The 12,712-nt window shown below is 72.0% G+C and carries 11 protein-coding genes; 7 read left to right on the top strand and 4 right to left on the bottom strand.

Annotation, left to right across the window (positions count from 1 at the left end; translation table 11 throughout):
* The first annotated feature begins 2 nt into the window (after positions 1 to 2).
* Complete coding sequence (nadE, locus tag OV207_RS23975; protein WP_193429916.1) at positions 3 to 998, top strand: NAD(+) synthase; 996 nt, start codon at positions 3 to 5, stop codon at positions 996 to 998.
* Between the two features lie 9 nt (positions 999 to 1,007).
* Here nadE and OV207_RS23970 read toward each other — a convergent pair whose 3' ends face one another.
* Positions 1,008 to 2,054, bottom strand: a complete 1,047-nt coding sequence (locus OV207_RS23970; protein WP_267557500.1) for a lipase secretion chaperone — start codon at positions 2,052 to 2,054, stop codon at positions 1,008 to 1,010.
* Between the two features lie 18 nt (positions 2,055 to 2,072).
* A complete protein-coding gene (locus OV207_RS23965) occupies positions 2,073 to 2,999 on the bottom strand; it encodes an esterase/lipase family protein (protein WP_193429865.1) in 927 nt (308 codons plus the stop codon).
* A gap of 256 nt (positions 3,000 to 3,255) precedes the next feature.
* On the opposite strand from OV207_RS23965, the gene OV207_RS23960 reads away from it, so the two are divergent.
* Positions 3,256 to 4,041, top strand: a complete 786-nt coding sequence (locus OV207_RS23960; RefSeq protein ID WP_267557499.1) for a hypothetical protein — start codon at positions 3,256 to 3,258, stop codon at positions 4,039 to 4,041.
* 8 nt (positions 4,042 to 4,049) lie between these two features.
* On the opposite strand, the gene OV207_RS23955 is transcribed toward OV207_RS23960, so the two are convergent.
* Positions 4,050 to 4,802: a hypothetical protein gene (locus OV207_RS23955; RefSeq protein ID WP_193429863.1), complete on the bottom strand. Its 753-nt coding sequence runs from the start codon at positions 4,800 to 4,802 to the stop codon at positions 4,050 to 4,052.
* A gap of 141 nt (positions 4,803 to 4,943) precedes the next feature.
* Here OV207_RS23955 and OV207_RS23950 point away from each other — a divergent pair, with 141 nt between their 5' ends.
* Entirely contained in the window at positions 4,944 to 5,972 is a 1,029-nt protein-coding gene (locus tag OV207_RS23950; RefSeq protein ID WP_193429862.1) for a lipoate--protein ligase, read from the top strand.
* 19 nt (positions 5,973 to 5,991) lie between these two features.
* Here OV207_RS23950 and OV207_RS23945 read toward each other — a convergent pair whose 3' ends face one another.
* Entirely contained in the window at positions 5,992 to 7,482 is a 1,491-nt protein-coding gene (locus tag OV207_RS23945; protein WP_267557498.1) for a hypothetical protein, read from the bottom strand.
* 116 nt (positions 7,483 to 7,598) lie between these two features.
* Here OV207_RS23945 and OV207_RS23940 point away from each other — a divergent pair, with 116 nt between their 5' ends.
* The 4 genes from OV207_RS23940 to OV207_RS23925 all read left to right on the top strand — a co-directional run bounded on the left by OV207_RS23940 (position 7,599) and on the right by OV207_RS23925 (position 12,705).
* Positions 7,599 to 9,428 (top strand): sensor histidine kinase, encoded by a 1,830-nt coding sequence (locus OV207_RS23940; protein ID WP_267557497.1) that lies wholly within the window; start codon positions 7,599 to 7,601, stop codon positions 9,426 to 9,428.
* Positions 9,425 to 10,147, top strand: coding sequence for a response regulator transcription factor (locus OV207_RS23935; protein ID WP_267557496.1), 723 nt, complete (start codon positions 9,425 to 9,427; stop codon positions 10,145 to 10,147). Before OV207_RS23940 ends, OV207_RS23935 begins: the two co-directional genes overlap by 4 nt.
* A gap of 116 nt (positions 10,148 to 10,263) precedes the next feature.
* A complete protein-coding gene (locus OV207_RS23930) occupies positions 10,264 to 11,031 on the top strand; it encodes an energy transducer TonB (RefSeq protein ID WP_267557495.1) in 768 nt (255 codons plus the stop codon).
* A gap of 186 nt (positions 11,032 to 11,217) precedes the next feature.
* Positions 11,218 to 12,705 carry a phytoene desaturase family protein gene (locus OV207_RS23925; protein ID WP_267557494.1) on the top strand — a complete coding sequence of 496 codons (1,488 nt, stop codon included), beginning with the start codon at positions 11,218 to 11,220 and terminating at the stop codon, positions 12,703 to 12,705.
* The last annotated feature ends 7 nt before the right edge of the window (positions 12,706 to 12,712 follow it).

The following is a 12,712-nucleotide window of genomic DNA, read 5'->3' as shown; positions in this document are numbered from 1 at the left end:
CGATGAAGTTCTCCAAGCAGGTGCTGGAACTGGACTGGGAGGCCAAGGCCGCGTCGCTGTCGGCCGGGCTGAAGGAGGCGGTGCTCAAGAAGCTGCGCAAGCGCGGGCTCGTGGTCGCCGTCTCCGGCGGCATCGACTCCGCGTGCGTCGCGGCGCTGGCGGTGCGCGCGCTGGGCCCCGACCGCGTCTTCGGCATCCTGCTGCCGGAGCGCGACTCCAGCGGGCTGTCCTCCAAGCTGGGCCGCGAGCTCTGCGAGAAGCTGGGCATCCAGCACACGCTCCACGACATCGCGCCCGTGCTGGACGCCGCCGGGTGCTATTCGCAGCGCGACGCGGCGGTGCGGTCGGTGTTCCCCGACTTCCAGCCGGACATGAAGTGGAAGATCGTCATGCACGGCGACCGGCTGAACACGGACGCCCTCAACGTCTTCTACGTGGTGGTGCAGGTGGACGGGCAGGAGCAGCGCTTCCGCCTCACGCCGCAGGCCTACGTGCAGATTGTCGCCGCCACCAACTTCAAGCAGCGCGTGCGCAAGATGATGGAGTACTTCCACGCGGACCGGCTGAACTTCGCCGCGTCCGGCACGCCCAACCGCCTGGAGTATGATCAGGGCTTCTTCGTGAAGCTGGGCGACGGCGCCGCGGACGTGAAGCCCATCGCCAGCCTCTACAAGACGCAGACGTACAAGCTGGCGCGGCACCTGGGCGTCATCGACGGCATCCTCAACCGCGAGCCCACCACGGACACGTTCAGCCTGGAGCAGTCACAGGAGGACTTCTACTTCTCCGTGCACTACTCCCAGTTGGACCTCATCCTCTGGGCGAAGAACCACGGCGTCACGCCCGAGGACGTCTCCGCCGAGATGGGCCTCACGCCGCAGCAGGTGCAGCGCGTGTTCGACGACATCGACCAGAAGCGCCGCACCACCGCGTACCTGCACGCGCAGCCGCTGCTGCTCGAAGAGGTCTCCGAGCTGAAGCCGTTCAGGATTGCCTGAACCTCCGCCTCACCCGCCTCCGGAGGCCGCTTCGATGGCCTCCGAGGCTTCCACCCGGAGGCGCTCCTCCGGGGTGAACGAGTCGAAGAGCAGCCGCTGCACGGCGGCCTGACGCAGGGCTGGATCCGGCTGGGTGCGGCCCAGCGCCTCGCGCTTCGCGCGGAAGTCCGCCAGCCGCTGCGTCCACTGGGCGCGCTCCCGGTCCAGGGCCTCCAGCCGCTCCGTGGCCTCTGGCCCCACGGTGGACAGCCGGTGCTGGTGCAGGTCCTCCGCCGTCGCGCCCCCGGCCAGCAGCTCCTGCTCCACGGCCCGCTGCCGCAGCGGGCGCACGGCCTCCTCGCGGCCCTGGCGCACCTCCGGCGGCAGGCGCTCCTCCAGGGCGGCGATGCGCCGCTCGCGCTCGGCGGCCGTCAACGACGCGTCCTTCTGGAGCTTCAGCCGCTCCACGGCCACCGCGTCCACCGCCTCCTCCTGGCCGAACATGCCTTCGGCGCTGCCGCCCAGGTGCTCGCGGCGCAGCTTGCGCAGGGCCTCCAGGCGCTCGGCGGTGTCCATCGTGGCGGCGGAGCGCGTGCGCGCCAGCGACCGGGCCGCTTCCAGATAGGACAGGTAGTCGTCCAGCACCTGCACCGCTTCGTCCATGGCGGCCGGGGGCAGCTTCTTCGCCCGCAGCGACGCGAGGATGCGCTCGCGGATGAGGGCCGGGGACTCCTCGCCCGTCGCGGACAGGTAGTAGTTGAACAGGCGCAGCAGGTCCGGGTTCGGCACCAGGTGCCCGGACGCATCCACGAAGACGGCGCCATCCTCCTGGGTGTCCTGGAGCGAGCCCGGCAGGGACGGCAGCGCGGCGCCGGGGGACGGCGGCGTGGGGGCGCCAGCGACACCCGGGGCGGGCGCACCGGCGAGCGGCGCGCGCGGGCCCTGGGTGACGGCGCCGGGAGACGGCGGGACTTCGGGTCCGGGCGACTCCACCGCCCGGACCTTCCACCACGAGAAGACGCCGGCACCCAGGAGGGCGCACAGCGCGACCACGAGCATGACGGCGCGGCTCTTCATGGCGGGGCGCTCCGGGGACTACAGGCCGGCGTTCTTCAGCCGGTTCGCCTGGCTGCGGAAGACGGACTTCGGGTCGGTGAAGAAGGCCGTCAGCCCGAGCACCTGGTTCACTTCGTCCAGGTGGTTCATGTCGTAGTTGTCACGAATCACCGTGCCGAAGCGCGAGCTGCAGCGGCCCACGAGGCCGTCGTTGGACTCGCTGTAGAAGAACGACGACAGCTTCATCGCGTAGTCGGACGCGTCGAAGACGTTGGTGAAGGGATCCGTGCCGGACCAGGAGTAGAAGCGCTGGCCCTGGGGACCCGTCGCCGCGCCGGTGCCGCAAGAAGAGGTGGGCAGGCCCGCCGGGAACTTCGCGTTGTACTTGGACGCGCCCGTCGCGGACAGCGCCTCCAGGGCGCCAATCGCGTTCTGCGACTGCGTGTGGCCGGACAGCAGGCCCAGCACCAGGCCCAGGTTGTTGGCGAAGTAGGACAGCACGCCCTCCGTGAACGAACCGTTGCGGATGTTCGAGCGCAGGTAGGTCGCCAGGTCCGCGCCCTTGTGCGGCGTGCCCACCGTCGTCACCGACGCGACCAGGTCCGGCCGCACCGCCGCCACGTAGCGCACGTCCAGGCCGCCGTGGCTGTGGCCGATGAGGTTCACCTTCTTCGCGCCGGAGCGCGCGAGCACGTCCTGCACCTGCGCGAGCAGCGCCTCGCCGCGCGCCTCGCTCGTGTTGAACTGCGGAACGTGCGTGATGTAGACCTTCGCGCCGCCCGACTTCAGGTTGGACTCGATGCCGTAGAAGTAGTCGAGCACGCCAAACAACGAATCAAATCCCGCCATGCCGTGCGCCAGCACGATGGGGTACTTCGTCTGCGTGTACGTATCCGCGCGGGCAGGCTGCGCCCAGAGGGCAAGAACCGCGACGGCCAGAACGAGGGTCCGGACAGCGTTTCGCATACAGGCTCCTGGTGGGAGGGCGGGACAGTCAGGGGATTGACCCGCGAATCAGCCCATAAAGCGAGACACTGAGAGAAAGCAAGCCGGCCCCTGACTTAACGGGAAAGCATGTCAGCTCCGGGTCAAGCCAGACGCCAGGGGTTGCCTGCCCCGCCCCTGCGACACATTGCGCCACGAAAAGACAACGCACCGCATCACAAATACAACGCCCTGCGTTGGGATGGCCCCCTGCGCGAGCCTTCCCGAGGAGCACACCATGGACGCCGCGACCTATCAGGGGTTCACCACGGAGTTGACGCGCAGGGCTGGGGCGGATGGCCGGTTCCGGGGGCTCGTGGCGCTGGGTTCGATGGCGGCGCGGGACTACCTGCCGGATGACTTCAGCGACCATGACTTCTTCGCCATCGCGGAGCCGGGACACGCTGAAACATTGAGACAGGAGCGGGGCTGGCTGCCGCGCGCGGAGGCGATTTCACACACGTTCCGCGAGACGGCGCACGGCGTGAAGGTCGTCTACCGCGACGGGCACCTGCTGGAGTTCGCGGTGTTCGACCTGGAGGAGCTGTCCCTGGCGCGCGTCAACCGCTACCGCGTGTTGCTGGACCGGGGTGACGTGGCCGCGCGGATGGAAGAGCGCGCCCGGGCCACGGCGCGGGAGCTCCAGGGCGCGGCGCCGGACGACGCGTGGTTGTTCGGGCAATGGCTCACGCAGGTGCTGGTGGGCCTGGGGCGCCACGCGCGCGGAGAGGTGCTCAGCGGGAGGTCGCGGCTCGACGAGGCGGCGCGCCTGCTCTGCCTCCTGCTGGCCCGCCACGTCCCCGCGCCGGAGGCCTCCGTGTTGGACGGGTTGGATCCGCTGCGGCGCGTGGAGCGGGTGTACCCGGGGCCCGGGGGTGAGCTCGCCCGCGCGATGCAGGGGGACTCGCCGGGGCTCGCGCGGGCGCTGCTCCGGCTGGGCGCGCGCGAGCTGTCACACGTGCCCGCCTTCCCGCATGAAGGGATGGCGGCCGTGGAGGCGCGGCTCCAGGCCCTGCACGGGTAGCGCCGGGCTCAAGCCCGGGCGCAGGCCTCCTCACGGGCGCTGTGCGCGATGACGAGCACCTGCTCCGGCTGGGGCTGTCGCCGGGCCCACTCCAGGAGCGCGGTGAAGCTGTCGGACGCGGGGCCCGCGGTGTCCAGCGGGATGCGCTGGTGGTGCGCGAAGAACAGGTCCTCCGGGCCCAGGTTCTGGTGGGCCCACGTGCGCCAGCCCGGCAGCGGCTGTCCCGGCGCGGGTTGCAGGCCGGTGACGGTGAAGCCGCCCAGCGTGAAGACGCGCGTCAGGCCCACCAGCGTCGCGCCCGTGCCGAAGCCGCACACCACCCGCTGGACCTTCGGGAAGCGCTCGCGCACGAGCGCACGCAGGCCCGACGCCCAGGACTCCACGCACGCCACCAGCGCGGTGTTGGAGAGCTGTCGGGGCCAGCACCAGCCCTCGCGCTCGTAGGCCAGCGCCTGCTCCCACAGCCGCGCCATCGAGTCCGCGTGGCGCACCTGCCCCTGGAAGCCATGGGCGCGCAGGTACGCCTCTCCCGCCGCGTCCGTCAGCGCCACGGTGGGCAGGCCCCGCTCGCGGCCCAGGACGTCCAGCGCCAGCGCGCTCGACGCCCCGGACAGCTCCACCAGCCCGCGCGAGCCCGGCGGCAGCGCGGCCAGGTAGCGCGCGAAGGTGAGGTACTTGAGGCTGCCGGACGGCAGTCCCCCGCCCCACAGCACCACCGGCCCGTCCGCCTGGGGACGCGACAGGGAAAACGTCGTGCGCATGGTCCGCCCTCCCGGCGCGCCCGACGTCGCGCGCCCCGCCAGGACGCGAGTGTCCGGGCCCCCCCGCCCGGAGGCCATCACCCTCCGGGCCCTGGCGGATGTCCCCTGGAGGACGGCCGCCCCACGGTTATGCTCCGCGCCATGTCTCAAGCACCGCGCGTCCGCATCCTCCTGTCGGAGACCTACAACCCCTGGTTCAACCTCGCGACGGAGGACTGGATCTTCCGCGAGCTGGACACCCGCGCGCAGACGCTCTTCCTGTGGCGCAACGACAACACCGTCGTCATCGGGCGCAACCAGAACCCCTGGTCCGAGTGCAACCTCACGCGCATGGAGGAGGACAAGGTCTTCCTCGCGCGGCGCACGAGCGGCGGCGGCGCGGTGTTCCACGACCTGGGCAACACCTGCTTCACCTTCCTGTCCGCCAAGGAGGGCTACAACAAGACGGCCAACGTCACCATCCTGCTCGACGCGCTGTCGCGCCTGGGCGTGAAGGCGCAGGCGTCCGGGCGCAACGACCTGGTGATTCCGCTGGAGGACGGGCCCCGGAAGATCAGCGGCAGCGCGTACCGCGAGACGAAGGACCGCGCGTTCCACCACGGCACGTTCCTCATCGGCGCGGACCTCTCACGGCTGGCCAACTACCTCACGCCGCACCCGAAGAAGCTGGAGTCCAAGGGCAGCGCGTCGGTGCGCTCGCGGGTGATGAACCTGCGCGACGTCCAGCCGGAGGCCTCGCACGAAGCGCTGGTGAAGGCGCTCATCGGCGCGTTCTGCGACTTCCACGGGGCGACCGCGGAGCCGGAGCTGCTGGAGCCGTCGTTCCTCGAAAGCCAGCCGTCGCTCAAGCGCACCTTCGACCACTACGCATCATGGGACTGGCGCTTCGGCAACGCGCCCCGCTTCAGCCACCAGATGGTGGAGTACCTGTCCTGGGGCTTCTTCGAGGTCCACGTCGACGCGGAGAACGGCCATGTCACGCGGGCGCAGGTCTTCTCGGATGCGCTCTACCCGGACCTCGTGCAGGACCTGCAGGGAGCGCTCGTCGGCAAGCCGCACAGCCGCGACGGGATGCGGCAGGCCGTGGCCGAGGCCCGCTCCCGCCATCCGGCGCAGGAGCGGGAGCTGGGCGAACTGGAGGCGTGGTTGATGGGCCAGGTCGAGGTCTGAGCCGGCCCACCGGACAGCGTCAGCGGTGACCGCCACCGCCCCAACCGCCGCCGCCATTGCCGCCGCCGTGGGAGCCGCCACCGCGGCTGCCACCGCCACTGCCACCACCCCAGCCGCCACCGCCGGAGCCGCGTCCCCCCGCGCCCCGACCGCTGGCGCTGGAGCTGGAGCCGCCGCTGCTGGCCGAGCGGACGCTGGAGCCACCACCGCCCCAGCCGCTGGAAGAACGGTCGCCCGACGAACGCCCACCGCCGGAGCCGCCACCCCAACCGCCGCCGGAGCCGCCCTTGGAGGGCTGGACGCTGCCGGACTCACGGCCGCCCGAAGGACGCCCGCCACCGGAGCCGCCGCCCCAGCCGCCGCCGCCGCCGTTCGTCTGGCGGACGCCGCCGGAGCTGTTGCTGCTCGAGTTGCGCCCGCCACCGGAGCCGCCACCCCAACCGTTGGACTTGGACCCGCCCGACGGAGGACGCACGCCGGAGCCGGTGCCGCCCGGAGGCGAACGGGGACCGGAGTTCCAGCCGCCGCCGCTCGAAGGACGCCCATCGTCGGAGCGGCCACCGGACTGCTGGTGATAGCCGCCGTTGCCGGGACGGCCGTTGCCGTTGCCCCGGCCGCCGTTGCGCGGCCCCGGCGACGCCGGATGCGAGCGGTAGCCACCGGAACCCGGGCGGCCGTAGCCGTAGCCGTAGCCGTTCTGCCGGCCGTGGTACCCCGGGCGGTAGCGGTCATGGTGGTAGCGGCTGTGGCCGTAGCCGTAGTAGCGCCACGACACGCCGGGGTAGCGGTACCAGGTGCGCAGGAACGGATTGGGACGCCCGAAGGAGAAGGCGATGTGCGCGTGGCGGTACACGGGGACGGCGACGCGCACCGAGCCACCCCACCCCCAGCCGCCGCCGACGAACACGTAGGACGGGCCGCGGCGGATCCACCGCGGTGACACGAACACGAGGCCCGGACGCGGAGGCTCCATCCACGAGCCCTCCACCCATTCGTAGCCGTTGACGCCCCAGTACCAGTAGCCCGGAGCCCACGTGTAGTTGACGGCCGGCGCCGCGGGGCGCACCTCGACGCGCAGGGCCGGAGGCGCCTGGGTCGCCGTCACGTCCTCGCTGGCGACCTCCACGGGGATCTCCACGTCGTCGGAGCCCTGCTGCGCCCAGCCGCCGGACACCCAGCGCCACACGTCGCCGTCCTGGGCCCAGTAGCCGTTGACGTACTGGTAGCCGGGCATCCGCTCCACCCAGCCGCCGGACTTGAAGAGCCACTGGTCGCCGTCCCAGTACCAGTGGCCGGACGTCCACACCGCGCCGGCGTAGGGCCGGGCGGTCGGCGTCTCGGCTGGCATGTCGGGAGGAGCGCTCGGCGCGATGGGCCCGGAGTCGTCCGCCTGCGCCTGCTCGACGTACGCATCATCTCCCCAGTCATCCGCGGCGACCGGCGCGGTCTGCGCGGACGCTCCCTGGGAGGCCAGGCCGACCACCAAACAGAGCCACCATCGAGAACCCATGACTTCGTCTCCAATCTCCAGACCCCGGAGGGGACGCGGACGTCTCCCTATTTATTCATCCTTCGGGCCAGGAGCCCGTATTCCCTCCGACACTGCTACAGTCCGGACGGACGCGAATGCTGCGCCGACTCCTGCCCACATTGATGGCCCTGGGTTGTGGGCTGCTGGCCCTCGGCTGGGGCCTGGTGACGCTCCAGCGCATCTTCACCCAGGAGCGGGAGGACGCGCGCGCCCAGGTGCGCTCCCGCCGTGAGGCCCTGGAGCTGCTCGCGTCGGAGGCCCTGCGCACCACGCTGGATCAGCGCATGAAGCAGCACCTGCCCGCCTTGAACGCGGCCATGGGGGATCCGCTGCTGCCCGCGGAGGGCTTCTACCTGCGTTTTCGCGGCCACCAGTTCCTGCCGCGCGTGGACTGGCCCCGGGACGGCGGCGCGGCCCCCGCGAGGGCCACCTACGAAGAGCTGGCGCAGGCGCTGGCGCAGGGCCCCGTTCCGCCCCCCTGGCAGGAGCGGCTGACGCGGCTGCGCGCGGTGGAGGCCGCCCTGGACACCGGCAGCGACGCGCGCACGGGCGCGGCGGTGGAGGCCCTGCTGCGCTACCACGCGGATCATCCGCTGACGACCCAGGAGGAGCTGCCCTTCACGCTGCTGGTGGTGGAGCGCCTGCGACGGGGGGAGGACACGCCGCCGCTGATCCGCGCGCTGGTGGGCGAGGGCCTCCCGGAGGAGCTGGGCGGAATGACGCGGGGCGCGGGCCTGCAAAGGGATCTGCTGCGCGCGCGGCCCCGGCTCACCCGGGCCGACTTCGACTTCCTCCAGGCGCGCATCGTGGCGCTGAGCCAGGAGCTGGAGGAGCCCAGCGACGCGTTCCAGGCCCGCGTCCAGGAAGCGGGCGCCGGGGCGCTGGTGCTGCCGGAGTCCGTCCAGGAGCCTTCGCTGCTGGGCGAGCAGTGGTACGTGGAGCCCGGCACGGAGCTGGTGCGCGGGCTGGCGGTGGACCTGGGCGCGCTGCTGGCGGAGCTGACGAAGGACCTGCGCGCGCGCGACCTCATCACGAAGGACGGCGTGGTGCGGCTGCGGCCCGCGGGCGTGGTGCGGCCCCTGTCCTCGCCGGGCCTGGAGGTGGCCATGCCCGGGTGGGCCGCGGCGGAGGCGGACATCGAGGCGCGCTACGGGCTCAAGACGCTGCTGGTGGCGGTGTGCGGCGCGCTCGCGTCGGCCATCGCCGCGCTGGCGGTGGTGGCCCAGCAGCGCAAGTACCGCTTCGTGGAGCTGAAGAGCGACTTCGTGTCCACCGTCTCCCACGAGCTGCGCACGCCGCTGGCGTCCATCCGCCTGCTGGGGGAGACGCTGGAGCGCAGGCTGGGCCACAGCCCCGAGGCCGGGGACTACCCCACCCGCATCGTGCGCGCGGCGGAGGGGCTCCACTTCCTCGTGGAGAACATCCTGTCGTTCAACCGCATCGACAAGGGGCGGTGGGCCCTGCGGCCAACGCGCTTCCGGCTGGAGGAGGCGGTGGGCACGCTGCGCGACGACCTGCTGGATGCCGTGCAGGTGCCGGTGGAGCTGCGCTCGGAGGTGGACGACGTGGAGCTGGACGCGGACGCGTCGCTCGTGCGGATGCTGTTCGCCAACCTGGGACGCAACGCGTGTCTGTACAACCAGCGCAGCCCGGTGGTGCTCACCGTGCGCGCGTACCCGCAGCCGGGCTTCGGCGTCACGGTGCTCTTCAGCGACAACGGCCTGGGCATCCCGCAGGAGGAGTGGGAGCGCGTCTTCGACGACTTCTACCGGCTGACGACGACCGGGCCGGAGGTGCACGGCAGTGGCCTGGGGCTGGCGCTGTGCCGCAGAATCATGGGCCTGCACCAGGGCAGCATCCAGATTGCCTCCTCCAGCCCGGAGGGCACCACCTTCGCGCTGACCTTTCCCGAGACGCGCCGATGACGATGACGCCGCCCCCCACCACCCGCCCCTCCATCCTCATCGTCGAGGACGACGCCAACCTGCGCCTGGGCCTGCGCGACAACCTGCGCGACGAGGGCTACGAGGTGGCGGACGCCGCGTCCGCGAAGGACGCGGGGCCGCTGCTCCAGGGGCGCGCGTATGATCTGCTCATCCTGGACGTGATGCTGCCGGGCGAGGACGGCTACAGCTTCTGCCGCCGGCTGCGCTCCGAGGGCGTCAAGAGCATGGTGCTGATGCTCACCGCGCGCTCGCTGGAGGACGACCTGGTGCGCGGCTTCGAGGCGGGCGCGCAGGACTACCTCACCAAGCCGTACCGGCTGCGGGAGCTGCTCGCGCGCGTGCGGGCGCTGGTGCGCCGGGCGGGCACGGCGCCGCCGCAGGTGATGACGTTCGGCGCCTTCACGCTGGACCTGGGCCGGCGGGCGGTGCTGCGGGCGGACGGTAGCGAGGTGGACCTGACGCGCACGGAGTTCGACCTGCTGGCCTTCCTCCTGCGCCACCGGGACCGCGCGCTGCCCCGGGGTGAAATCCTGGACGCGGTGTGGGGCCGCGACGTCATCGTGGATCCGCGCACGGTGGACAACTTCGTGTCCAACCTGAAGAAGAAGCTCGGGTGGACGAGCGTGTCCGGCTTCACCATCCACACGCTGCGCGGCGTGGGCTACCGCATGGAGGTCCCGGGTGCTTCGCCGTCATGACACAACCATGACGAACACATGGAGCGCTGGCGGCCCTTCGGGGGGCGCGACTCCGTAGGTTGCCTCTTGTGGGGACGGGACGCCTGGAGCGTCCACCCCAACCAGGAGGCGGGCAGATGTTTGAGTCGGTCATCGAACGGCGGGGGTTGCGCTCGGGACGGTTCGGCACGGGCGCGTGGGTGTCCATCGGCGTGCACGCGGGGCTCCTGGGCCTGGTGCTCTTCATCTCCGGGCGTCCGCCCGAGCCCGTCGAAGTGGAGCCGACGATCGTCTTCCGCCAGCCCGCCATCCGCAAGGGCGTGAAGCAGGCCGCGCAGCCAAAGCCGGCCGCCGCCACCCCGGCGGCCCCGAAGCCCAAGCCGCGCACCGACCGCATCCCGCGCAACCCCCGGCCGATGCCCACCACGCTCCCGGAGCCGAAGCCGGACACCACGCCGGAGCCGACGTCGGTGGCGGACGCGACGACCACGGACGCGACCACGGGCACGGACTCCACGGAGCCGGTGGGAGACCCGGACGGGGATCCGAACAGCACCAGCCCCATCGGCGCCATCGGGGTGCCGGACCTCCCGTCCCAGGCCCCCACGGGCACGGACGTGGTCGCCTTCGGAGCCGGCATGTCCCGGCCGCAGATGCTGAGCGGAGCGCAGTTCGGCTACACGCGGGAAGCGCAGCTTGCGGGCGTGGAGGGCGTGGTCACCGCGAAGTGCGTCATCACCGCGGAAGGCAATGTGCGGGACTGCCGGATCATCAAGGGTCTGCCGCACATGAATGACGCCGTGCTCTCCGCGCTCTATTCGCGGCGGTATCAGCCGATGACGTTCCAGGGCCGCCCGGTGAACGTGTCGTACACGTTCAACATCAACCTCCGGATGCCCCGGTAGGTCCCGGGTGTCCGCCAGTGAAAGCGCCCGGACGCCTGCCCCCTGGGGACAGGGGAAAAGGTTCGCGATGGGAAGGCGCGCCCGTTAGGAACTTCCTGTCGCGCCTGGCCATGTGCGCGATACCGGCACCGGATGGAGCGGGCCTCCCCCGGCCCGCTTCCGGTGCCGGTCCCTTTCACGAGCGCGATGTCGGACACCTGGTACGACGCAGTGGTGGTGGGCGCGGGATTCGGTGGACTCGCCACGGCGCGGGAGCTGTGTCGCCGGGGCGCTCGCGTGGCGCTGTGCGAGGCCCTCAACTACCCGGGCGGCTGTGCGAGCACCTTCCGCCGTGGTGGTTACGGCTTCGAGTCCGGCGCCACGCTGTTCTCCGGCTTCGACGCGCATCAGCTCTTCGGCCGGTGGATCCGCGAGGACTCGCTGGACGTGACGGTGGACTGGTTGGATCCGCTGGTGGAGATGCGCGCGCCGGGGCTGCGGCTGCCCGTGCACCGGGACCGGGCGCGGCTCATCGACGCCTTCCTCGCCATGCCGGGCGCGCCGGTGGAGCCCCTGCGGCGCTTCTTCGGGCTCCAGGCGAGGGCGGCCGACGCGCTGTGGCCCCTGTTCGATGATCCGGACCTGTTGCCCCCGCTGAACGTGAAGTCCCTGCTGCGGCACACGGGGCGCGCGTGGACGTATGCGCCGCTCGCGCGCTGGCTGGGCCGGCCGCTGGGCGCGGTGCTGGCGCATCACGGGCTCGAGCACTTCCCCCCGCTGCGCATCTACCTGGACGCGCTCTGTCAAATCACCGTGCAGTGTTCCGCGGCGGAGGCGGAGGCCCCCTTCGCGTTCGCGGCGATGGACTACTACTGGCGCGGCACGGGGCACGTTCAGGGTGGCATCGGAAGGTTGGCGACGGCGCTCACGAAGGCCATCCAGGCCCGGGGCGGCGACGTGCTCCTGGCCAACCGGGTGCGCGCGCTGACGCCCGTGGACGGCGGCTGGCGGGTGACGGCGCGCCGGGGTGAATTGCTCGCGCGGAACGTGGTGGCCAACGTGCTGCCGCAGGACCTGCGCTCGCTGCTGGACGTGCCCGAAGGGCGCCTGCCCCGCGTGGACGCGCTCGCGCGACGCGTGGCCGACGGATGGGGCGCGGCGATGCTGTACCTCGTGGTGCGTCCGCCCGAGGGTGACTCCGGAAGCGCGCACCACCTGGAGCTGGTGCGCGACCCCGGCGCGGCCTTCACGGAGGGCAACCACCTGTTCGCGTCCATGAGCGGGCTCTCCGACACGGGGCACGCGCGGCCGGGACAGCGCACGGTGACGGTGTCCACGCACGTGCCGCTGAAGAAGCTTGCGGGCCTGTCGGCGGAAGCGCAGGGGCCCTACTTCACCGACCTGCATGCCCGGATGCGCGAAGGCCTGGAGGCGCTGGCCCCCGAGTGGATGGGCAACGTGGTGCACGCGATGACGGGCTCGCCGCGCACGTTCCAGCGCTTCACGCTGCGGGAGGCCGGCGCGGTGGGCGGCGTGCCCCGGCGCGCGGGCCTGGACAACTACCGCACGCTGGGCCCCTTCCAGGCGCAGCGCGGCCTGTGGCTCGTGGGGGACTCGGTGTTCCCGGGCCAGAGCACCCTGGCCACGGCGGTGGGCGGCGTGCGCACGGCGGCGAGCATCGCGGCGGCGCGTTGAGGCACGG

The organism is Corallococcus sp. BB11-1 (genome assembly GCF_026626625.1).
GTDB classification, from domain to species: domain Bacteria; phylum Myxococcota; class Myxococcia; order Myxococcales; family Myxococcaceae; genus Corallococcus; species Corallococcus soli.
Note: the sequence above shows the minus strand (reverse complement) of the source record. Positions and strands in the feature narration are given on the sequence as shown.